This is a genomic window from Moorena sp. SIO1G6 (assembly GCF_010672795.1).
GTDB lineage: Bacteria > Cyanobacteriota > Cyanobacteriia > Cyanobacteriales > Coleofasciculaceae > Moorena > Moorena producens.
In genome coordinates this window covers 15,586-38,117 of record NZ_JAAHFZ010000061.1, presented here as the reverse complement: position 1 = coordinate 38,117, position 22,532 = coordinate 15,586, and the positions used below count along the sequence as shown (strand labels likewise).

Here is a 22,532-nt window from a genome sequence, read left to right as displayed (position 1 = left end):
AGCAATCTTTTTGTTTGTTTAGGATTTTTTTGGATGTAGTTCCAAGTGTAGCTCATGGTTTTTGAGGTTGATAAAAGTGATTAATTTTATCTTATTTTACCATAAGTTTGTTTTTTGGAGAGGTCTAAAGAAGGAAAAATTTTTAGTATTGTAATCTTAGATAACTCCACTGGTATAGATGTAGATAGTATTAACTCATTTGATTATGATCAGCTAGTTTCAAATTTTGAAAAACCAATAGAACTAAGAAAAACTGATTACAAAGAGTACCCTGTCTTTGGTTTCTTGTTCACGGAAACCAGAGAGGATAATTTTCTTGAGCTTAAAAACATCCTAAATTCAGACTTGAATGAGTTTATATCCACCACTGTTATAACCTGAGACCGAAGAGCCAAGAATTATCGCCCACAGTCGTTAAATTTAGGTGCGACCCCTGGCGAATTAAATTAGCCGTTCGCTTTCCGTTCGCCGTAGGCGACGGAAAGCGCACCTCCATTGATTAAGGCCTCAGAAGAAACCTTAGAATAAAGGCTTAGTCTGAGGCCTTAATCAATAAATTTTGACCCTTTTCTGCATAGCCTGCCAACTAGAAAGGCGACCCTATCCTTACGGTAACTTCTAACCACTATTCTTACAGTAACTTCTAACCACGCCGACCTTGATCCTAGGTCGCCGCTACGCGAACGGTGCTGACGTGGGGCATAAGCGCGGATGAAGCTAACTGAATCTCCAAAAGGTTCCTAAATATATATAGCGCTAAGCTCTATATACCCATTCGATTGATTTGTGATTTATTACTGCTAGAGATAATCATGAATCGATCAATGCGATCGCTAACTTAAACTGCAGCACTAAACAGCAGCAGTAAATTCCAGCACTAGGGAATAATTGCGAACACCCTTGCTGGAAAACCAGAACCTTTCAGGGGCTTAGGAAACGTTACTATTGCGATCGCACCATACTCCGGCACCTGATTCAAGTTAGTCAGCAACTCAATCTGATACTTGTCTTGGCTGAGAATATAGTTTTCTAGGGAATAGTCCCCTTGGCTAGTGGCAATTCCAGGGTCAGTATCAGTTGGTTCATGACCGGAAGCAGTAATGTAGCGTTCTTCGTAAAGATATTTCAGTACTTCAGCACTCCAGCCAGGATAATGGGCAATACCATTAGCGTCAGCATTACGCATTTTGGTCATACTTGGCCAAGCCTTAGACCAATCCGTACGCATTGCTACAAATGCCCCTTCTGGCACCAAACCATATTTCTGTTCCCAAGCTTGTACATCTTCCAGGGTAATTTGATAGTCGGGGTTGTGACTGACCTTGTCGCTGACATCGATTACCACCAGGGGTAGCACCATTTCAGTGACCGGGATTTCATCCTGAAACCGTTTACCCCTGACGAAATGAGCTGGCGGATCAACATGGGTACCCCACTGACCAGGAATATTATAGCGCTGTGCCCAAAATCCAGACCCCTTGGTGCCAATCATCTCATCGTAGTAGTAGGTTGTGGTGCGTGTTTCAGGATCAAAGCCTGGCCAGTGGGGAATCTGGGGATGAAAGGTATGGGTTAAATCCACAAACTCATGAGACTTTAGTTCTGCTAATTTATCCCAAAGACTGGGGTACTCAGCGGTTTGGGCAGTGCTCGGGTTTGCCAAACCGACTATGACAATCATGGTTAAGACCAACAAAGCTTTACGCAACATGGCTCTTGCCTATAAAAAGTATGAAATGAAGTATCAAGGATTCAGCATAAACCATGAAGCATTAAGGATTAAGAATGAATCAGTGTAAGCATTCAGCTATTAGCCATCAGCTATCAGCCATCAGCTATCAGCAGTCAGCTGACTGCTTTTCCCGTAGCGTGCGCGTAGCGCATATGCTTACGAATCAGTATCCATGCTTTATCCATATGTTCTACCCATACCAAAAATGCTATAGACCAGTTACTTCCTATATTCATTACTCAGGACTGACGTACTGACGCACTTATTCACTCAATTCGACGTCAAACGCTTAGAAATCTGGTTAATTAGTCCACTAACTATGGCTCCAGCCATCAGCACGCCAATGGCGGGAGTAAATACTGGTTCCCAAAGGCTGTACCATAGTTCCAGTCCTAAGGGAATACCAACCGAACGACCAACCAATGCGATCGCAAACCAAAAAAAGCTCAATAAGACTAGAAAAACATCGAACATTAAAACTTGGTTAAGCCAACGGAGCAGTTGCTCTTTCATCTTCAAAATTTCTGGAATTTTAGTTTACTTGTCAACGTTATTAGTTTATTGGTGTGCAGTCATGCTGGTCAAGAGTGAAATAATCGAACTTAAAACCCACGAACCTATCGCCATCTACAATATCACCGATTACATCAGCAAATTACTAGAGGTTACTGGGGTTAAAAACGGTCATGCTTTAGTCTTTTCCAGACATACAACTACTGCGTTAGCAATTAATGAATATGAAGAACGATTACTCGAAGATATCAAAGTCCATCTAAACAAGCTAGCCCCTAAAGATGGTAAATATCTCCATAATGACCTGCACTTAAGGATTGTACCTCCTGATGAGCCGATCAATGCCCACTCTCACCTAATGGCAATGATGCTAAACAACAGCGAATATATTCCTATTATTGATGGCAAATTAGCTTTGGGCACCTGGCAATCGGTTTTATTCGTTGAATTAGATGGACCTAGAGACAGAACTGTTTTAATTCAACTATGTGGTGAAACCTAAAAACTGTCTTACTACGAATTGGCTGAAGCAGAACGGTTTAACTAAACCTCCTTATCCTAATTATAGATAATTATAGATAGAATGAACTGAGCAAACTCTGTTAATACATTGGTATCAAAGTTGTGTTAAACTAGATAATATTGGACTCGCTCTCACTAATAATCCTTTTCCTTCTCAGAAGGTGGAGTGTCAACATAGTTCTGTTTGAACTGATTGAAGTAAGTTGAGGGTACCAAGAGCGAAACTATGCCGAAATTCTGGTTTAGACTCTACAGTAGCGCTACCATAGTATCACTTCTACTTGCCGCTGGCTTTTGGAAGACTACGCCACTCTACCATGCAGGAAACACACTACTCCCCTCACTAGCAGTATCCCCTGGCAATCAAGTAGTCGATCAGGTTTCTCCCCCAGCCTGCTCTTCTATTGATCCGATTACCAAGGGTATGAAAAAAGAACGAAGAGCAACTGGTATGGCACAATTGGCTCGATCAACAGAAGATTGGAATTTTGTGATCAATGAGTGGATTCAAGCCATTGAGGATTTGCAAGCTATCCCAGCAGACAGTCCTAAACGGATTTTTGCTCAAAAAAAAATTGCTGAATATATCAAGAACCTAGAGTTAGCTTACCTAGAAGCAGTAGCAACCACGTCATCCTTGCCCTTCTCTAGTTTTGATAACGAAATATTTGATCAGCAGCTGCGGCTTTATCTATCCTATATTGCTGCCGTTGGTAGGCCTGACATTCTCATTGTAGGTAGTTCCCGGGCATTGCAAGGGCTTGATCCTCAGCAACTCCAAAAATCCTTAGGGATATTAGGCAAAGGAGAGCTAAAGGTTTTCAATTTTGGGGTCAATGGTGCCACAGCTCAATTTGTTGACTTCCAACTCCGTCAGCTCCTGACTCCAGAACAATTGCCACGGTTAGTGATCTGGGCTGATGGGGTGCGTGCCTTCAATAGTGGACGAGTAGACCGCACCTATCAATCCCTTGTCGCCTCTGAGGGATATAAACGTTTGTTGGCAGGCGATCGCCCCACACTTCCTAAAAGTCAAAAGGAATCAGCCAATACTTGCCAAGCTATTTCTGAGTCTACTATTTCCAGTGTTACTAGTAAAATTTATCAAAAATGGGCACCGGAAACTAGACTTTGGGCAACAGCGACCTTAACTTCAAATCCGCAACCTAGACCCTGCAACCTAGACCCTGCAACCTGCAACCTGCAACTGGTTTCAAAACAGTCAACTCCCGCCAACACTGGCTATAGTACTTTTGCCATCAATGCTAATGGTTTTCTCCCTATGAATGGCACCTTTAACCCAAAAATTTACTATCGGAGCCATCCACGAGTGTCAGGGAGATATGATGCCGATTATCAGCCCTTCAGTTTTGCCGGTAAGCAGACTACTGCTGTCAATGCTATTAAAAGCTTTTTGAAGAAACAAAATATTCCCTTAGTGGTGGTTAACTTACCCCTTACCAAAGACTATTTAGATCCAGTGCGTCTGAGTCGTGAACAGAAATTGCAACAGTGGATGCTCAAACAAACTGATCAAGGATTTATCTTTATCGATATGGGGAGGCAGTGGCTAAACCAAAATCAGTATTTTGCTGATCCGAGTCATCTGAATCAATACGGCGCAGCAGCAGTGGCTAGCGAGTTGGCCGCTAATCCCCAGATTCCTTGGCCTTGACCAAATTCATAACCCAATTAATTAATTTTTTACCCTCAATCATAAATTATTTTAGGGAGTAATGGGCAGATGGATTAATACCAAATTAAAACAGTTTTATTACATTGATTAGATTAAATTTCGATAAAACTTAGATTAAATTTAGATTAAGTTGATTAGAGTAAAGGCTGTGGTGTGTATTTTAAATTTAAAATTTAAAATTTACAATGTAATTATTCAGGTTTTGGGGTGGCTTTAGAAGCTCTTTTGAGCATTTTGCCAGCGGCCTGACTCAAACTGTATTAAACAATCCAAATCTGCTGATTTTTGCTGCCAAATTTACACGTTACAGAGTTTGTCAACCCCTACACCTAAATAATTACATAGACAATTAACGATTAACAATTAACAATTAACAATTAACGATTTACCTGCATAGTCAGTGATTAAACTGGAGGAGATATTATTCCCCCAGTCTTACTTGCCTTTAAAGGCTAGTCTCTTTACATGTTGTTGAAAGCTTTCCCTTCCAAGCGATACACCCTAAAGCAATAACCTGTAACAGACCCAATAGAGAACTTGGTTCTGGTACTTGTTCGATTGAGTAGACAGTAGTTGTGCCACTGACCTCATTGTTAAGAACTAGCATCGGTGTGTCGTTAGGACTATCCTCTGCTGAGATGAAAAGCAATCCTTCAGGACCAAGATCCCCTGCTGTACCAGCCTCAGGATCTCCTAGGAAGTCGCGGTTGTTGATGTAATTGACAAAGAATGGATTTTCAGGATCGGTAACGTCATAGACTATGAAGCCACCAATCTGCTCAAAACCGATGAAGGCAAAGGTGCGACCGAATAACTCAACCACTCTGATGCCCTGGGGTTCCGGACCTCTATTGTCGCTGCGGGTATCAAAGTTGTTTTCCTCACCCTCAGCGTTGAAGAAATCCGGAAATAGGTCAGCAGTTATTTGTTCAAAAGCATCGCCACTGTCAAAAACTAGCTCTAAGCCATCCTGTGTTACCTCCCAAATTGAGAAGGAGCGTCCTCCAAAGGCAAACAGTTGGTCAAAGTCACCGTCTCCATCAGGGTCACCATTGATCGTTGAAACTTGCAAACGTCCTAGAACATCATCTTCTTGTAGAGCGATCGCATCAGGGAAGGCAGTTGGGTCTAACACTAAGTCATTTATCCGTTCATCTTCCTCGAAAAACGTTTCTTCTTCACCGTCTAAGTCACCCTCAATCCGGAGGAAATCGCCTTCGTTAGCACTAACTAAGTAAGTTATGCCGTCAACGGTATAGACATCAAGTTGGTCTGGCTGGAATAACCCAAACACTGGCCTGTTTTCGATATTGATAGCATCGTCTCTATCGCTAGTATCTAAACCATTATTAGGCTCACTGTGATCTTTGACACCGAGACCCACAACCTTGGAGAACTCATTAGTTTCTAGATTGAGAACACCAATGGCATTGTTTTCCTGAAGTGCTACCCAGGCAGTTTTACTATCGTGTGAGACAGTGATGTTTTCCGGTTCGATATCCCGATCAGGGGTAATCGGAGACTCGAATAAATCCTCAATGCCGAATTCCTCCTGGGATGAAGCCTCAATTTTTTCGAATGCATCGACAAACAGCTGCACTCCCTGGTTTTCCAGATCCTGTTTTGAGAACGAACTAAAGTCTGCAGTCTTGACAGTAGGATGCTTCGGGTCAAGAAGGTCGATAATACTAACCGACCCCTTTGGATTAACGATCTGACCTAAAGTCTCTGAAAAGGCTGGCTCTCCTTCATTGGCAACTAGTAACTTTCTGCCATTTGGGGTAAAGGTTACCGCGTCAGGCAAGGCACCAACTGTGACCGATGTTTTGAAGTTACCGTTGGTGTCAAAGAAAGCCACTGTTCCTGGATCAGTTCCCACTTCATTGGCTACGGAAACCGCTAGTAAGCCATTGCTAGAGGCAATACTGGTTGGTGTTGCCCCAAACGATGCCAGGGGGATGGTGGTGGATAACGAGAGGTTGCCTCCGACAAAATCCAGGACATCGACTTGATTGCTACTAGCATTGGTAACGAATAACCTTTGGCTGAGTGGATCGAAAGTCGATATCTCCGCCGCTCCATCATCGAAGATTCCCGTGGAAAAGGTAGAAATCGGTTTGATGTTTAGGGAGAAGGCGGCGGCAGGTGATGTTAGTATACCCAACAGCAATGTTGAGTATAAGGTTGATTGTATGATTTTAGGCATTTTTCTAGGAAAAATGGATGGACTCTGATGTTTTACCATGGTGTTCCTGGCTGTGTCTAGGTATAGGTAATACTTAGCTAATACTGTAAATGAAATGCCTCTGATCCAATTTATGATGCAATTTATATGAGCAATTTTTTATATCAGTGATCAATTTCGTGTAGTTCTAGTAATATTCACTGAGACTTCACCAAATCTTTACTGAAACTTCACAAAGTCTTTACTCAATCTTTAAATAAGGAATCACCACAGCCTGATGGGATAACTTTAATTTAAAAGCTAATCAAACTTTGTTTCACGCCACTTTGGCGGTAATTTACAGAATATGATTAAGAAATATTAGCATAGTTTTGGATATCTGATTAAGTTTTTATCTAAAAACTTAATTATCACTCTGAATATTAATCATAATTACTATTTTTTTTGTTATAGTTTTTTATATATAAAAATAGCTATTGTTATTTTTTTTAACAAATATATTAAATATTATTTATGTATAGCAGAGTGTAAAATGCCGCCATGATCAATATTATTTAGGGTAGTTAACCTTTTTACGCCAAATTTAGAGCGTCGAGCTAGTTATACGACCAAGTATAATTGTCAATTATAACTTAATCCTGGAACGAAAAATAATTAAATTAATATAAAATTGTTTAACATTAATTTAATTATGTCGTTATTATTTGATATTTAGCTTACTATTGTTAATGGGAATATATTCCATATATTTAAAAAAAACACTAAATATACAAAAAAATACAATTATAAACTATAAAAAACTACAATAATGCAATTCGATATAGTCTAGTATAAGGTGTACATTAAGATCCCATAACTATTAAGTTTTCAAAACAATTGCTAGTAAGTAGATAATGTGATATGACCAGATAAAGTGATACCATATAAAATAGCTCCTAGGTTCTACCACACTAATGCATCTACTCCGATGCTCAAGAGTCATTGTCTAACCGGGAGGTAATCTATGACTTCTCAAGAAACCGGAGCTTCGAGCTATGCAAGGTCTGCTTTAGCACAGGGTGTCTATGGGGAGGTGAAACTGGTGAAACTAAGGTACTTTCAAAGAGATGATTGTTCGGAGGCAATACCTACTAGGACAAGGAAAAGGGCTAAGGAAAAGGCCTTGGGGTAAGAGGAATACCTTTTCCCTTTGTCCATCAGGCGAGTGTGTCATTCCCTCTAAGCATGCAACTCGCTCTAGCCCAACTGCACTAGGGTGTTCTGGCATTAAGTTTTCCTGTATTGATCTTCACCTAACCCAAGCAATTACTAAGGCATCTACAGTTCAAGGGGATAACCGAATCAGTGAATTTACCTATGGGCTTTTGTGTTGAGGTAGAGTGTCCTGCAGTAAATCGCTATTCTTAGGTAGATTCACTGAAAACTTTGCTAAGTTGGCTAAGGTAGCCATCCTGACATGGCTAACCCTAGTATCTACCTGTGAAGACATCGGTTCTAACTGTAATTGAGAGTAGGACACTATGTTAACCAAGCTGTTAGGAAAAGTTATGCTCGTTGGTCTGCTCACTTCATTAGTGAGCTGTACTCAACCAGCAGATCAATCAAAGCCTAACTTAGAGCCATCAACAATTTCTGAAGACACGAAGGTGATTGTCTTAGGTGATATTTCAAAAAATCCAGCTAAAAAGATCCGCCGCTTCCAGCCCCTGGCAAATTACCTGGCTGACAAGTTGAGTCAGTTCGATATTAAAACTGGCGAAGTAAAAATTGCCTCGGATTTTCCTACCATGATCAACTGGCTCAAAGAAGGGGAGGTACACCTATACTTCGATAGCCTCTACCCAGCCATGAGGATTAATGAAGAGTCTGGTGCTCAAGCAATTTTGCGCCGCTGGAAACGGGGTGATGCTGAGTACCACACGATTATCTTTACTATGAAAGACCGAGGGATTAAATCCCTAGCTGACCTCAAGGGTAAGAAGATCGCGTTTGATGATAGACAATCGACCTCTGGCTATATGTTACCTATGGCTTATCTGATTGAAGCAGGTTTGAAGCCTAATGAAAAGGGATCAAGCAGTGATGTAGTGGCAGCTAATGAGGTGGGGTATATCTTCAGTGATGATGATGAAAATACTATCCAATGGGTGATTAGCTCAAAGGCAGACGCTGGTGCAGTGGATAACCAGACTTTCGAGCAAGTCCCCGAGGATGTCCGCCAAGCCATGAGTATCTTGGCTGAAACAGAAAAAGTACCTCGGCAAGTCGTGATGGTTCCAGGCAATATGGATCCTGAGTTACTGGCTCAGCTCAAGAGTATCCTGAGTACCATGCATAACGACCCCAAGGGCAAAGAAGTGCTGACTAAGTTCCAGAAGACTGCTAAGTTTGATGAGTTCCCAACTCTACAGGGGTTGGAAAGGATGCAACAGTTATACAACATTGTTGAGAATCGGTAAATTGCATGGGCAGATTTAGCTGGAGACAATGGCCATTAGCCACTAAACTGACAATGACCATGACTAGCTTGGTGATTGTGGCAGTGGCTAGTGTCACCATGCTATCTCTGCACCGTGAGCAACAAACCTTTCGTAAAGAACTCAAGCAACAGGCTAATCTATTGCTTAATACTCTGATCCTAGTGACTGCTGATGCGCTCTACCTTGCAGATCCTGATTCTTTGGAGCAGGTCATGGAGCAGCTGGGGGATCAGGGGTTAGTGGAGGAGGGTTTTATCTACCAAAAAGATGGACGGATCGTAGCCAAAGCCGATTCGGTAGATGGTCAGGTGTATAGTATCGAGAGTGACCCTGTTGGCGAGAAGCTGCTAAGGCTAAAACGTGATAAGATATATGTTGATTGGGATGCTGACCAACTTACTGTTGGGAAAGCAGTGATTCTCGGGAATCAGACAGTGGGAGCGATTAGTGTCGGACTGTCTACAGCTCCCCTGAACAATAAAATTGCTGCGGTACGCAATCAAGGTCTAGTGGTGGCAATAACTGCAGCCGCTGCCGGTACCCTGTTGGCACTGCTGCTGAGTCGGTCAATCACTGAACCATTGCAACAGATGACTGCTGCAACCCAGCGTCTGGCGGCTGGGGACTTGAACCAGAAGATTACTGTTCACACCAAGGATGAGCTAGCGGTGTTGGCAGATTCCTTTAACCGGATGACTTCCCGGCTGCGAAAACTCATTGAAAGTTTGGAACAGCAAACCGCAGATCTGCGCCAAAGTGAAGGTAAAAATCGAGCCTTGCTCAATGCTATTCCAGATTTAATGTTGCACTTTAGTCACGATGGTACATTTCTAGATTATAAAGTGGCAAGGAATCAGAACTCTTTTGGGTCTTTTGATCAAGTCTTGGGTAAAACGGTGTATGATGCATTACCACTAGAGATAGCTCAACTTTATATCCGCAATGTTCAGCAAGCTTTGGAAACTGGGGAGACCCAAATCTTTGAACATGAGAGGTTTATTAATGGCCAACGCCGCCATTTTGAAGCACGGATTGTGGTCAGTGGAGATAAAGAAGTGCTGACCATTGTCCGGGATATTACGGAGAACAAGTTGGCTCAGATTGAGTTGCAACAGGCAAAAGAAGCGGCTGAAGAAGCTAACCATGCCAAGAGTGCCTTTATGGCTAGTATGAGCCATGAGCTACGGACACCCCTTAACGGTATTCTTGGCTTAAGTCAGTTGCTCTGGGAAGATGCCGAGGAGTTAGGCTATGACGAGTTCGTCTCTGACTTAAAGGAGATTTGGAACTCTGGTACGCACCTGCTCACACTGATCAGTGATGTTCTAGACATTTCAAAGATTGAAGCGGGCAAGATGAACCTGTACTTAGAAAGCTTTGATGTTACTACCCTGATAGTGGAATTGGAAAGCCTTGCTAAGCCACTGATGCAGAAAAAGAACAATAGTCTAAAGATCAGCAGTGCTGACTCTCTCGGCACAATGGTGGCTGACCGGACTAAGCTCAAGCAGGTTCTGTTAAACTTGCTAAGTAATGCTGCTAAATTCACTGAAACAGGCACGATTACTTTTAGCATTAAGCGTGAAGGAAGTAACCATAGCAATGGCAAGAACGAACTGATCTTGGAGTTATCCCAACCTTATTCGAGATCCTCAAGTGCTTCCTACACCACAATCGATATTCCTACCTCCTCCAATACCTTAGCGAATCTCGAATCTGATCATTGGTTGATATTCTCGGTAGCTGATACTGGCATTGGTATGACTCCAGAACAACTTAACAAAGTATTTCAACCATTTACCCAGGCAGATAATTCAACCACCAAAAAGTATGGTGGAACGGGTTTAGGTCTTTCCATCAGCCAACGCTTCTGCCAGATGATGGGTTGTCAAATTACGGTGGAAAGCCAGATTGGTGTTGGCTCTACTTTTAGCATCCGTTGCCCTGCTATAGTAAATGACCCCAAAACAGAAACACCTAAGGGCATTATGGGTAATGGGTAATGGGTTAAGTGAAGGCAAAAGGTATAGCACTACGCATTCAGATGTTTGACATTGTCTTGATGCAATAGCGAGTGGGGGAAACCACGGCAATAGCGAGTGGTTTGAAGTTACCGTAAGACAGGCTCGCCTTAATCAATAAGTTTTAACCCTTTTTTGCATAACCTACCAACCATAAAGGCGAGCCTGTCTAAGGTTTCGTCTCCGGGGGAACCCCCAAGACCGCGCTGCCTCCCCAAGACCGCGCTGCATCGCTCCTAAACTCCGAAACTTAGTCATAGCTTACTTTTAGGTGCGACCCGTGGCGAATTTAATTCGCCGAACGCGCCCCGCGTCTCCTACGGAGAACGGAAAGCGCACCTTTGACTTCTGACTTCGAACCTTTCTGACTTGCGCGTAGCGCTATAAAAGGTAAAGTTTTCACATTTGAGCTTTCACATTTGAGCTTTCACATTTCACATGACAGCTTTCTTCTTTAATTCTTCACATTTGATCCTTCATGATTTGGCTCAAATGCTGTCAGTGATACTATCAAAGTTAAATGCCTTGACCCGAACTCCTGGAACTACGATGTTACCGTAGCGCTGTACTTTGCTTAGGCCATCGACTTCTTTCAACATTTGAGGCAGGCTTTGGTTAAAGCGCAGGTTTTTAATCGGGTAGGCAATCTGACCGTCTTCAATCCAGAATGTGCCATCACGGGTCATCCCTGTGACTTCTAGGGTTTTGGGATTGACATAGCGCACATACCAAGCACGATTTACCAAAATACCTCGCTCTGTCTGGGCAATCAGGTCAGCTAGACTTTGGCTAGAACCGGACATGACAATGGGAAACAATAGTCCAGTTGGATCTTTGCCTTTCTGAGCTGCCCAATAGCGGCTATAGTAAAGGATTTGGGGAATACCGTCCTTAATCACCTCGGTGTAGCGATTACTCAATCCATCCCGAAAGCAAGTGCCTAATTGGAGTAGGGGATGAGCAGGGTCGCGTTGTACCTGCACTATAGGGCTAAACATTGGCTGACCCAAGCGGTTACCAGTGGGCTTACCGGTTTGATCACTATGGGACATAAAGGAGCGTCCTTCATCCGCTGCCCGAGCATCCATATTCCAGATTACCCAAGACAGCAATTCCGCAAAGGCAGCACCATCAAATATAACTGGGTAGGTACCTGGATTCACCTTACGGGGGTGACGTGAGGCTTTAGCTCGTTCAATTAGAGCTGTTATCGATGACTTGTCTAAAATCGGTAACTGCTCTATGGCAAAGGCGGTGCTTTGACTCCAACTCGAACCATCGTCTATACGGGCTGTAACGCTACAATCTGCCTCTGTACCTTGGTCTAACGCTCGTAACCCTTGGGAGTTGCCCACAACTCGTAAAAAGGCTTGAGTACTAAGCTTACCAGACCCTTCGACTCCTGCCTGAGCAGTTAAGGTACATACTCCCTTGACTATTTCTCCCCGTTCCAAGGGGGAAAGGTTAGCTGTGGCTTGATCGAAGGCTGGGGTGCGTTGCTCATAATCCTGGGCTTCTAGTAGGGGTACCCATTCAGGATCTTCTGGGGCAATGCGAGCTAGTTGTTCTGAACGTTGGATAGTTTGGGCAATTGCCTCTGGGTCTAGTTCTGTTGTGGTAGCAGAGGCACAACGCTTACCGAAATAACTGGTAATGGTAAGTTGGCAGCGTTGGCGGCTGATATTCTGGGTAATCTGATTTTCCGAGAAGCGGCTCAGAAATTCGTCACCAAGGCTGAGACTGACGAATACCCCTTCTGCCTGGGATTGGGCAATGACTGAATCGACTAGGGATAGGGCTTGATCTTTGCGATCGCATATCGGAGCAGCAGCTAGGGTCATTTCCTGTGGGGATGGGCTTGATAAGCAGCTAATTATTCTAGTAAAAAAATATTATCCTGTAGTATACCAAAAATGTCTCAGCTTATAGGAAAAGGGTGAATGAGAACGATACCGCTGCTAGCTACCACTATCATCAGTTTTGGTTTGACAAGTATTGCTCAAGCTCAAGGTCAAAAGATTCCTGAGTATAAAGGAACCAAGCAGTTGATGGAAGGTCCATACTCCAATAACCTGGATGCGGCTTCATACTTTCAAGTTGGCGTGAAACTGTACGGACGCCGGGACTTTCCTGGGGCAGAGCGCGCTTTTCGTAAAGCCCTTGAGTTTGACCCCTATATGGCCATGGGACGCTATTTGTTGGCGAATACCTATTTGCAGCAGGGTAAGAACCAGCTGGCATTGGAACAATACCAAATTGCTATTGCCCTTGACCCAACGTTGTCACAAGCTTATTACAACTTAGGCATTGCTTTTTACAAGGAAGGGGCACCCGATAGTGCGATCGCTGCTTATCGACAGGCGTTGTCTTTCAATCCCGAATCAGCCGATATTTACTATAACTTAGGGTTAGCTCTGGAATCTCAGGGTAATCAAGAAGAGGCGATCGAACACTACCAAGCCACCATTCGCCTAGACCCAGATTATGGCAAAGCTTACTATAACATGGGACTGATTTTAGTCGAGCAAGACCAGATTGGACCAGCAACTACTGCACTCAGACAAGCAGTTCGCACTCAACCTAAATTGGTGAAAGCACACTACCAGTTGGGACTATTACTGGTGGAGCAAGGGGAAAAGTCAGCGGCAGAGGAATCCTTTAGGGAAGCAGTTAAGGTTGACCCGAAGTTGGCCCCGGCTCAGTATCAATTAGCGGTAATTTTGTTTGAGAAAGGAGAGTTGGCGGAAGCGATTACTCGGTTTCGCTTGGTGACGGAACTGGAACCGGAAAATGTGGATGCTTACCGACAGCTAGGGGCAGCACTGACAGCGAATGGTGAGTACGCCGAAGCAGTTACCACACTCAAATTAGCTGTGCAACTGGATCCTTACCACGCCTTGACCCACTACAACCTTGGTGTTGCTCTACAACAGCAAGAACAGTATGAGGAAGCCATGGCTGAATATCAGCAAGCTCTTAGCCTGTCTCCGGCATTAGCAGAAGGTCATTACAACTTGGGTGTAGTCTTAGAAAAGTCTCAACAGCGAGAGGAAGCTCTCTCTTCTTTGGTCAAAGCTAGAGAGTTATTCGCCTTTGCAGGTAATGAGGAGAAGGTGACAGAGGTTGATGAGTACATCAAGCAGCTAGAAGCACAAGAAAAGTTGGTTGATACTCAAGAAACTCCTGAGGTAGACTCTCCTGAAATTCCACAGATGAAGTCTCCTGAGATTCTGGAGGTAGAATCCCAAGAAACTCCTAAGGTAGATTCCACTGAAACTGAACAGATGGAACCGGAAAAGTCTGAACCAGAAAGAGGGATTCCTAAGCTTTAGATGGGTAAGCGGTCAATATCGGCGTTGGAGCCAATGATAACCATAAGCATATCTTTGTACAGCAGTTGATTAGGGTCAGGGTTAATCTCAAATTCAGCATCTCCCTTGATAGCCAGGACAGTCAAGCCATAGCGCTTGCGCAATTCCAGTTCCATAATGCTTTTGCCATCAAATTTTTCTGGCACTCTGACCTCGACAATACTGTGCTTAGAGTCTAGGTCAAACCATTCCAAGATGGATGGTTTGGTGAGGGAGCGTGCTAAAGCACAACCTGCGTCATTCTCAGGAAAAACTACATGATCGGCTCCTACCCGTTTTAACAGCTTGCCATGAACTTCTGAGGAAGCTTTGGCAATGACGTAAGGAACTCCTGCTTCTTTTAAGTTGAGGGTGGTGATAATGCTTTCTTGTACATAGTTACCGATGGCAATAATTACTGTATCAAATTCCAAAATCCCGGCTTCTTTCAATGCTGAGGGTTCTTTTGAATCGAGCTGCACAGCATGGGAAGCTATTTTATTGGTTAACACTTGGGAAACTAGTTTTTCATCAATATCAGTACCCAGAACCTCATAGCCAAGTTGGTAGAGTGTGGAACAGACGGCTCGACCAAAACGCCCTAATCCAATAACGGCAAACTGTTTATTTTCTTTGGGTAGGTTACGCAAGAATGTTAAAAATGATAGATTCACGATGCCTCCTGTGACTTGCTTAGTGTATCCCTTGTAGTTTTAGTAATTTTTTACGTCTTACTTGTTTATTCTTAAGTATTAATTGCCATTTGCCATTGGCAAGCAAGTAGACCTTTTCCCTAGGATTATCCCACAAGTAAGTTTTCTTCTGGATACTGAACTGCGCTGGGACGGGGTTCTCCTAGTAGGGATGCCATGAGCAACAAAACTCCAACCCTGCCAATGTACATTGTTCCAATTAAAACTAGCTTTGCCCAGGTAGAAACGTCTGGGGTAATCCCTGTGGAAAGACCGACAGTAGCAAAGGCTGAGACGACTTCAAATAAAATCTGAATAAAATCCAGGGTTGGCTCAGCTAGTGAAATTAAAAGTGTTGATATAATTACTGTAGCGCATGACCCTACTAAGACTCCAATCGCTTTGAGAATTAGTTCAATTGGTACCTGACGCTTATATAGATAAACGTCTTCTTTTCCTTGTAAAATTGCTTGGGTAGAACTAACTAAAACTCTTACTGTTGTAGTCTTGATGCCACCACCTGTTCCCCCGGGACTGGCTCCAAAAAACATCATGGTAATGGTAATAAATAAACCTGCTGTGGTCATTTTACCAAGATCAATGGTGTTAAACCCTGCGGTTCTGGTGGTCACTGACTGAAACCAGGCTTTGATAAATTTGTCTGATAATGTTGAAGCTCCTAGAGTGTTATCATTATTAAACTCAATGAATAAAAATGCTATTGTTCCCACTATTAACAAAAAGATAGTGGTGCTAGTGACTACTTTAAAATTCAGGGAAAATTCCAGAGACTGACGTCGTCGGAGAATGCGATCGCGCAACCAAAGATAGAACTCAAAAATTACCTGTTGACCAATGCCACCGCAGATAATTAGAGCTGTGATCACTAGATTGAGGAGAAGAGATGACTGATAACTTGTCAAACTGTCTGGGAAAAGACTAAATCCGGCATTATTCCAAGCACTCACACTATGAAAAATGGCTAACCAGAATCCCTGGTATAATCCATAATCGGGAACAAACACTAGTAAAAGTAGAAAAATGCCTGTGATTTCAAAAATTATTGCTGTGGCAATGATGGAACGAATTAATGCTGCACTGTCTTGTAAACCTTGTCGATCTAAAGCTTGTTGAATGGCGATTTTCTGCTTCAATTTGAACTTGCGCCCTAGTATTAAAATGAGAAATGTGGTGGTGGTCATATAGCCCAAACCACCAATTTGAAAGAGGGCAAGCACAATCAACTGTCCCCAGAAGGAAAAATAGGAGCCAGTATCGACAACCACTAGACCAGTAACACAAACAGCAGAGGTTGAGGTGAATAGTGCCACCATCGGGTGAGTCCATGTGCCCTCACTAGCAGCAAATGGCATCATTAGCAAAATAGTTCCGATGGCAATTACGGAAAGGAATCCAAGGCAAATGGTTCGGGGAATAGTCATTGGTCATTGGTCATTGGTCATTGGTCATTTGTCTTTGTCATTGTTTATTTGTGATTTGCCATCTGTCAAGACCCTTTTCCCTTAGTAGCGGGTCACAGCCTTCTCCCGTCGAATTGGGTATGGTTTATGGAAGTGAGAACCGCTATAGTTGGTGATACGGAACGATGCTACTGGACATAATATGACATTGAGTCTTGAAAAATTGAGTCTTGAAAAACAGATTCAGGAATTTTATGATGCCTCTTCTGGCTTGTGGGAAGCAGTTTGGGGTGAACATATGCACCATGGCTATTATGGCTGGGCGGGTACTGAGAAGAAAAACCGACATCAGGCACAAATTGACTTGATTGACGAATTGCTCTGTTGGGCTGAAGTGGAGCAAGCTAGTACTATTCTGGATGTCGGTTGTGGGATTGGTGGGAGTTCACTTTATTTAGCGCAACAGTTTGAAGCAAATGTTACTGGCATTACCTTAAGTCCAGTTCAAGCATCACGAGCAACTCAACGAGCGCAACAGGCTGGGTTGGCGACACTGGTTCAGTTTCAGGTTGCTAATGCTTTGGATATGCCTTTTGCTGATGAAACCTTTGATTTTGTCTGGTCGATGGAGAGTGGAGAACATATGCCGGACAAGCAACAGTTTCTTCAGGAATGTTATCGGGTGCTGAAACCTGGGGGAAGGTTTTTAATGGCAACTTGGTGTCATCGTCCCATAACGTTGGCGACGGGACAATTAACAACAGATGAACAGCAGCATTTGGCTGAGATTTATCGGGTTTATTGTTTGCCTTATGTGATTTCTTTACAGGAGTATGAGGCAATTGCTGGCAATTTGAATTTCCAAACTATTCGCACGGCGGATTGGTCAGATGCGGTTGAACCGTTTTGGGATATTGTGATTGATTCTGCTTTTGAGCCGAAAGCGATTTTAGGGTTGCTTAAAAGTAATTGGAAAATTGTGGAAGCGGCACTGTCGATGGGGTTGATGAGTCGAGGGTATCGCCGGGGGTTGATTCGTTATGGGTTGTTGTCTGGGACTAAGTGAAGGGAGCAGGTCAAAGTTGTAGAACATATGAACTATAGCAATCCGATCTGATTCGTGAAATATAGTGGCCGAATCGCTATAACCCTTGCCCAGCAAGGATTTCCTATTTTGCTGATTGAAAAAATGATTTAGTAGGATTGCTATAGGTACTATCAGAGCAAGCTAAAACCGATGAGGGGGCTATAGTTTTAGTCCAAATTTTCTGCATAAGTGACATGCTCCTATAGCTAACTGTATTTTGTAGCTTTAAATTTTAACTAGGGGTAAGTCATGAACCACTTTACTATAGTGATGGAGTTTTTGGGCGATCGCGAAAGATTCCTGAAGGAGGTTGACCAAGGGATTAGGATTGATATCAAAATTATCTCTTTATTAATTGCCAGCTCGGCATTTTTTGGGATTTATGGTGCAATTATCGGCTCGTTTAGTAGCCCTCTCCAGATTATCTCTTCAGCTATCAAATTACCGGCGCTATACTTGTTAACGCTGTTGATTTGTTTACCGACTTTATATTTTTATGAGATTAGCTCAGGCTCTAAACGTAGTTTTGGGCAGTACCTAGCTTTGCTTTTGGCGGCGACATCTGTGATTAGTGTGATGCTATTTGGCTTTGCTCCTATCACTCTCTTTTTCCGTCTCTCGATTGATGATTATACATTTTTTCAGCTCTTAAATATAGTAATATTTGGCATCACTGGGTTAATTGGTGTCAATGTGTTTTACCAATGCATGGGATTGATCACTGAGCAAGAAGCTGAAGAAAACAAATCTCGCACTAGACTTCTTAAAGCTTGGTTAGTGCTGTATGGATTTGTTGGGAGCCAATTGGGATGGACCCTCAGACCATTTTTCGGAGATCCTGGGGAACCTTTTGCCGTATTTCGCGAGCTAGAGAGTAATTTTTATCTGCATTTGTTGGAGTTAATTGGTAAAGTGCTGGGTTGGGGTTAAGGCTTACTATTGATTTGTTGATTGGTTATGGGTTGTTGTATGGTAAGCATTCAGCCGTCAGCCGTCAGCCGTCAGCCGTCAGCCTTGGCCACGCTACGCCAATGGCCACGCTACGCCAATGGCTCACGCTACTTGAGGTGCAGACTTAACTCAGATTAAATGAATGGTTTGTTTTATTCAAAAGCTGTTTCCTTAGCATGGCACAGGCTTCGATACTGGGACGTAACGGATAAGCTGATAGCTGATAGCTGATAGCTTACGTTGTATGGGAGCAAGTGAGGATTGTAACGGAAATCATTTGCTGATCCCTTGAGTTATCAAAATCAGTTGTATATGACCCAAATCTCCAAATCTGATCATTCCCATGGGGTCATCCCATGTTAATTAGCAGTTTATTTTGCGGACAGGATCTAAAATCCGGTGAAGTAATTATATAATAGTGAACTAGTTACCAATGGCAATTTGGCATGGGAAATGGTAAATCCATGGATTATTGTAGTAAACACTAGTGCTAGTAAAAACTAGTGCTATATTACTAGTTTTTATCCTAGATGGCTGAGAATCTTAGGTGGCTGTATCTTGTAGCTTGAAATTTTAATTAGGAGTAGGTCATGAACCACTTTACGATAGTGATGGAGTTTTTGCGCAATCGCCAAAGATTCCTGAAGGAGGTTGACCAAGGAATTAGGATTGATATCAAGATTATCTCTTTATTAATTGCTAGCTCGGCGTTTTTTGGGATTTATGGTGGAATTATCGGCTCGTTTAGTAACCCCCTCCAGATTATCTCTTCAGCTATCAAACTCCCGGCACTATACCTATTAACGTTGTTGATTTGTTTACCGACTTTATATTTTTATGAGATTAGCTCAGGCTCTAAACGTAGTTTTGGGCAGTACCTAGCTTTGCTTTTGGCGGCGACATCTGTGATTAGTGTGATGCTATTTGGCTTTGCTCCTATCACTCTATTTTTCCGTCTCTCGATTCATGATTATAAATTTTTTAAGCTCTTAAATATAGTAATCTTTGGCATCACTGGGTTAATTGGTGTCAATGTGTTTTACCAATGTATGCAATTTATCACTGAGCAAGAAGCTGAAGAAAACACATATCGCACTAGGATTCTTAAAGCTTGGTTAGTGCTTTATGGATTTGTTGGGAGCCAATTGGCATGGACTCTCAGACCATTTTTCGGAGCTCTTGGAAAACCTTTTGCGATATTTCGCGACTTAGAAAGTAATTTTTATATGCATGTTTTGCAGTTAATTGGTAAAGTACTGGGTTGGGGTTAAGGCTTGCTATTGATTTGCTGTTTTGAAGCCACACTTGTGGCAGCTATAGCGCTGCCCGCAGCGCTATTTATTCTATCGATAACCGATGGAATTGCTTGGGTGGAAGTAAGAGGAATTGATTTATTCGCGGTGTGGTTTTAAGTACTGGTGGATTATTGGGATTGGTTCAAGATATCAGAAAATGGTGTAACAGGAGCGAGATGATATGTCATCAAATTTAGGAAATTTACAGATTACGTCAGAGGATATCAGAAACCTGGTAGATCTTAATTTTGCTAAGCTTGTGGCTATTGATTTTTGTCGGGGGTTTATCTTTAAGAAGCCTAAGCATATGTTATCGGTTCTGTTAACTGAGATATTTATATTGGGTCTGAGTTTAATTTTATTTTTGCCTCCAATCCTGATTTTTATGAAAAATTCTGGCAATTTGCTTGAAGACCAGGCTGAAGTGGGCTATTTATTTACTATACTGGTGGGATTGTTTGTGTCAGGGATAGTGATTGGGAATGTATATCTATATAAACAAGGAAAGCGAATTAAGTCTTTGGTTAGGTTAATGGATCAGGTTGATAACTATAATGGTGTGATTAAAGCGATTGAGTTAGCTGAACGCATAGAGGCGATTGAGGGTTCAGCGACTGAGTTTAAACAATCTGAAAGCCGGATAAAAGTTATTGAATCTCTAGCTATTACTAAACAAAGTTTAGTGAATGCTTTAAAAGTTGAAAATTTAATCATAAGTCATAATAATTTAATTGACAGTCGTCAGGTATTGTTGAGCAATCTTGATGATAATTTGGCTACTTTGATGGCTTTTGATATGAGTGAGAAAACTGGTGAGTATGGTCGCTTAATTAATCAGTCTCTTCAGATTGCTATGAGTGTACATAAGGAGGTAATAAATTTACAAGGTAAGCGGTAGTTAGTTGAACGCGATCGCGTGGCCGAAAGGCCAAGGTTGTCTGTCAGAATGCAGAATTAAGAATGCAGAAGGCAGAATGTAGAATGTAGAATGTAGAATGTAGAATGTAGAATGTAGAATGTAGAATGTAGAATGTAGAATGTAGAATGTAGAATGTAGAATGCAGAATTACAAATTCTTAATTCTTAATTCTTAATTCTTAATTCTTAATTCTTAATTCTTAATTCTTAATTCTTAATTCTTAATTCTTAATTCAAAAATAAGGTAAGCTGATACCTAATCCCTATTAGATAACCATTTTTCTTTGATGCGTTGGATTTGTGCTTGAAAGAGGGCTGCTTTTTCGGGATTGACCATGGCAATGAAGTTGGCATAGCCTTGAATAGCTGCGATTACATTACTGGAGTTTCCCCAGTGTTTGCTTTCTGGACCGTCTTTTTCGATTTGATAGAGGGTGGCACGGAAGCGTTTTAATTGTTTTCTGGAAATATTGAGATGGTCGTTGACTACAATTCCTGTTACTTCTTGCTGCTGGGATTTGCGTAGGATTCGGGTCTTTTGTTGATTGATAGTAAACCCTTCGTGAGCTACTACGGAGCTGGTGCGTTTTAGGAGTTTACCGATAAAGCTGAGGCTGTCACCAGAGCCGGAGAAGGTGAGGTCATCGGCATAGCGGGTGTAAATAAAGCCTAAGTCTGTGGCTAGTTTGGTTAGTCGGTGGTCTAAACGACGGCACAATATGTTGGTAATGGCTGGTGAAGCGGGAGACCCTTGGGGGAGCTGGCGATCGCTTGTGGCTACGTAGTAGGTTTTGCTATCTAGTTCGACTTCTTCGATGTCCGCTTCTGTACAGAGTAATCCAAATACTGTTGCTGCTGCTTCTGAATAACCGAATGACCGGAAAAGTCCTTTGACTCGTGGGTAGGAAATGGATGGGAAGAAATTTTTTAGGTCAATGTTGATAATCACATCAGCACCAACATGAGGCTGGGCGTTGGTTACTATGGAGCGATCGCGTCGAAAGCCGTGAGCTGCATTGTCTAGTTCTAGTTTTTCTAGTATGTTGCTGAGAATCCAGTGTTGTGCTTGTTTTAGTTTTGGTTTGGGTGCGGAAATTAATCGCTCTCCACCGGTTTTTTTGGGAATCTTGAAACGAATGTAGTGAGATATGGTGGCGGTTTTGCGATTAAATGCGAGAAAGCGTAGTTGTCCGAGGGTAATCCCCATGGCTTGAGCAATTTGTTGGGGTGTGCTAAGCAGCGGTAATTTATAGGTTTCTAATCGTATGCGATCGCTTTCGGTATGGTTTAGACCTGGGGATACTTCCTCACCGAGATAGAGTATTTCCTGTTGCTGGCGTCTAGCCCACGCTTGGGCACGTTCGAGCCGTTGTTGTTCCCGTCTTTCTTTGGTTTCCTGACGCTTACGCCTCGACTGGGCTAACCGTTCTTTTAGCAACCGCTTACGGACTGCTTGTTCGTTTTGTAGTTTCTTACTTTCTTGGCGCAGTTGGGCTAGTTCTCGCTGGAGTTCTCCCCGCCGTCGAATTTCATCAGCTGGATCTTCTGGCATCTCACCTTCTGCTGGCCAAAATCCGTAGCGAATCATTTCTTCGAGGACGAATTCTTCTTTACCTATTTGGCGGATGCGATCGTAGAGTTCCTGACGGGTACGGGGTTGGTCTGACAT

At 42.6% G+C, this 22,532-nt stretch carries 17 protein-coding genes; 10 read left to right on the top strand and 7 right to left on the bottom strand.

Features of this window, described 5'->3' with window-relative positions:
• Positions 1-877: 877 nt before the first annotated feature.
• Both F6K63_RS30995 and F6K63_RS30990 read right to left on the bottom strand, forming a co-directional pair.
• Positions 878-1,711 carry a cyclase family protein gene (locus F6K63_RS30995; RefSeq protein WP_008183115.1) on the bottom strand — a complete coding sequence of 278 codons (834 nt, stop codon included), beginning with the start codon at positions 1,709-1,711 and terminating at the stop codon, positions 878-880.
• Between the two features lie 291 nt (positions 1,712-2,002).
• Entirely contained in the window at positions 2,003-2,245 is a 243-nt protein-coding gene (locus tag F6K63_RS30990; RefSeq protein ID WP_008183116.1) for a DUF8620 family protein, read from the bottom strand.
• A 61-nt stretch (positions 2,246-2,306) separates the two neighbouring features.
• On the opposite strand from F6K63_RS30990, the gene F6K63_RS30985 reads away from it, so the two are divergent.
• Both F6K63_RS30985 and F6K63_RS30980 read left to right on the top strand, forming a co-directional pair.
• Entirely contained in the window at positions 2,307-2,747 is a 441-nt protein-coding gene (locus F6K63_RS30985; RefSeq protein ID WP_008183118.1) for a secondary thiamine-phosphate synthase enzyme YjbQ, read from the top strand.
• A 246-nt stretch (positions 2,748-2,993) separates the two neighbouring features.
• Positions 2,994-4,442, top strand: coding sequence for a hypothetical protein (locus tag F6K63_RS30980; protein WP_008183121.1), 1,449 nt, complete (start codon positions 2,994-2,996; stop codon positions 4,440-4,442).
• Between the two features lie 466 nt (positions 4,443-4,908).
• On the opposite strand, the gene F6K63_RS30975 is transcribed toward F6K63_RS30980, so the two are convergent.
• Complete coding sequence (locus tag F6K63_RS30975) at positions 4,909-6,669, bottom strand: choice-of-anchor I family protein (RefSeq protein ID WP_287264718.1); 1,761 nt, start codon at positions 6,667-6,669, stop codon at positions 4,909-4,911.
• 1,499 nt (positions 6,670-8,168) lie between these two features.
• On the opposite strand from F6K63_RS30975, the gene F6K63_RS30970 reads away from it, so the two are divergent.
• On the top strand, positions 8,169-9,107 hold the full coding sequence (locus F6K63_RS30970) for a phosphate/phosphite/phosphonate ABC transporter substrate-binding protein (protein ID WP_008183124.1): 939 nt from the start codon (positions 8,169-8,171) through the stop codon (positions 9,105-9,107).
• Between the two features lie 5 nt (positions 9,108-9,112).
• Complete coding sequence (locus F6K63_RS30965) at positions 9,113-11,131, top strand: ATP-binding protein (RefSeq protein WP_071986863.1); 2,019 nt, start codon at positions 9,113-9,115, stop codon at positions 11,129-11,131.
• 506 nt (positions 11,132-11,637) lie between these two features.
• Here the strand turns inward: F6K63_RS30965 and F6K63_RS30960 are convergent.
• Entirely contained in the window at positions 11,638-12,990 is a 1,353-nt protein-coding gene (locus F6K63_RS30960) for a TldD/PmbA family protein (protein ID WP_287314144.1), read from the bottom strand.
• A gap of 99 nt (positions 12,991-13,089) precedes the next feature.
• On the opposite strand from F6K63_RS30960, the gene F6K63_RS30955 reads away from it, so the two are divergent.
• The gene (locus tag F6K63_RS30955) at positions 13,090-14,481 is read left to right on the top strand and encodes a tetratricopeptide repeat protein (RefSeq protein WP_287314142.1); all 1,392 of its coding nucleotides are present in this window, start codon (positions 13,090-13,092) and stop codon (positions 14,479-14,481) included.
• Here the strand turns inward: F6K63_RS30955 and F6K63_RS30950 are convergent.
• Together F6K63_RS30950 and F6K63_RS30945 are read right to left on the bottom strand one after the other, a co-directional pair.
• Entirely contained in the window at positions 14,478-15,173 is a 696-nt protein-coding gene (locus F6K63_RS30950) for a potassium channel family protein (protein WP_044492856.1), read from the bottom strand. The genes F6K63_RS30955 and F6K63_RS30950 overlap by 4 nt on opposite strands.
• Before the next feature lie 125 nt (positions 15,174-15,298).
• Positions 15,299-16,633, bottom strand: a complete 1,335-nt coding sequence (locus F6K63_RS30945) for a TrkH family potassium uptake protein (RefSeq protein WP_008183134.1) — start codon at positions 16,631-16,633, stop codon at positions 15,299-15,301.
• Between the two features lie 181 nt (positions 16,634-16,814).
• Between F6K63_RS30945 and F6K63_RS30940 the strand changes: the two genes are divergently transcribed.
• From F6K63_RS30940 to F6K63_RS30920, 5 genes are all read left to right on the top strand, one after another.
• Positions 16,815-17,678 (top strand): methyltransferase domain-containing protein, encoded by an 864-nt coding sequence (locus tag F6K63_RS30940; protein ID WP_287314140.1) that lies wholly within the window; start codon positions 16,815-16,817, stop codon positions 17,676-17,678.
• A gap of 270 nt (positions 17,679-17,948) precedes the next feature.
• On the top strand, positions 17,949-18,629 hold the full coding sequence (locus F6K63_RS30935; RefSeq protein WP_008184809.1) for a hypothetical protein: 681 nt from the start codon (positions 17,949-17,951) through the stop codon (positions 18,627-18,629).
• On the top strand, positions 18,620-18,778 hold the full coding sequence (locus tag F6K63_RS30930; protein WP_158026359.1) for a hypothetical protein: 159 nt from the start codon (positions 18,620-18,622) through the stop codon (positions 18,776-18,778). The genes F6K63_RS30935 and F6K63_RS30930 overlap by 10 nt, the downstream gene beginning before the upstream one ends.
• A 462-nt stretch (positions 18,779-19,240) precedes the next feature.
• The gene (locus F6K63_RS30925; protein ID WP_287314139.1) at positions 19,241-19,921 is read left to right on the top strand and encodes an actin-binding WH2 domain-containing protein; all 681 of its coding nucleotides are present in this window, start codon (positions 19,241-19,243) and stop codon (positions 19,919-19,921) included.
• 205 nt (positions 19,922-20,126) lie between these two features.
• Positions 20,127-20,843, top strand: coding sequence for a hypothetical protein (locus F6K63_RS30920; RefSeq protein ID WP_287314138.1), 717 nt, complete (start codon positions 20,127-20,129; stop codon positions 20,841-20,843).
• Positions 20,844-21,119: 276 nt separating this feature from the next.
• On the opposite strand, the gene F6K63_RS30915 is transcribed toward F6K63_RS30920, so the two are convergent.
• Positions 21,120-22,532 carry a reverse transcriptase family protein gene (locus tag F6K63_RS30915; protein WP_287314137.1) on the bottom strand — a complete coding sequence of 471 codons (1,413 nt, stop codon included), beginning with the start codon at positions 22,530-22,532 and terminating at the stop codon, positions 21,120-21,122.

Excerpts from the sequence above, each read along its gene's own strand:
- F6K63_RS30975 (WP_287264718.1), bottom strand. The coding sequence starts at position 6,669 with ATGCCTAAAATCATACAATCAACCTTATACTCAACATTGCTGTTGGGT.
- F6K63_RS30940 (WP_287314140.1), top strand. The coding sequence starts at position 16,815 with ATGACATTGAGTCTTGAAAAATTGAGTCTTGAAAAACAGATTCAGGAA.
- F6K63_RS30915 (WP_287314137.1), bottom strand. The coding sequence starts at position 22,532 with ATGTCAGACCAACCCCGTACCCGTCAGGAACTCTACGATCGCATCCGC.
- F6K63_RS30990 (WP_008183116.1), bottom strand. The coding sequence starts at position 2,245 with ATGAAAGAGCAACTGCTCCGTTGGCTTAACCAAGTTTTAATGTTCGAT.
- F6K63_RS30965 (WP_071986863.1), top strand. The coding sequence starts at position 9,113 with ATGGGCAGATTTAGCTGGAGACAATGGCCATTAGCCACTAAACTGACA.
- F6K63_RS30945 (WP_008183134.1), bottom strand. The coding sequence starts at position 16,633 with ATGACTATTCCCCGAACCATTTGCCTTGGATTCCTTTCCGTAATTGCC.
- F6K63_RS30970 (WP_008183124.1), top strand. The coding sequence starts at position 8,169 with ATGTTAACCAAGCTGTTAGGAAAAGTTATGCTCGTTGGTCTGCTCACT.
- F6K63_RS30935 (WP_008184809.1), top strand. The coding sequence starts at position 17,949 with ATGAACCACTTTACTATAGTGATGGAGTTTTTGGGCGATCGCGAAAGA.
- F6K63_RS30920 (WP_287314138.1), top strand. The coding sequence starts at position 20,127 with ATGTCATCAAATTTAGGAAATTTACAGATTACGTCAGAGGATATCAGA.
- F6K63_RS30925 (WP_287314139.1), top strand. The coding sequence starts at position 19,241 with ATGAACCACTTTACGATAGTGATGGAGTTTTTGCGCAATCGCCAAAGA.
- F6K63_RS30960 (WP_287314144.1), bottom strand. The coding sequence starts at position 12,990 with ATGACCCTAGCTGCTGCTCCGATATGCGATCGCAAAGATCAAGCCCTA.
- F6K63_RS30995 (WP_008183115.1), bottom strand. The coding sequence starts at position 1,711 with ATGTTGCGTAAAGCTTTGTTGGTCTTAACCATGATTGTCATAGTCGGT.
- F6K63_RS30955 (WP_287314142.1), top strand. The coding sequence starts at position 13,090 with ATGAGAACGATACCGCTGCTAGCTACCACTATCATCAGTTTTGGTTTG.
- F6K63_RS30980 (WP_008183121.1), top strand. The coding sequence starts at position 2,994 with ATGCCGAAATTCTGGTTTAGACTCTACAGTAGCGCTACCATAGTATCA.
- F6K63_RS30985 (WP_008183118.1), top strand. The coding sequence starts at position 2,307 with ATGCTGGTCAAGAGTGAAATAATCGAACTTAAAACCCACGAACCTATC.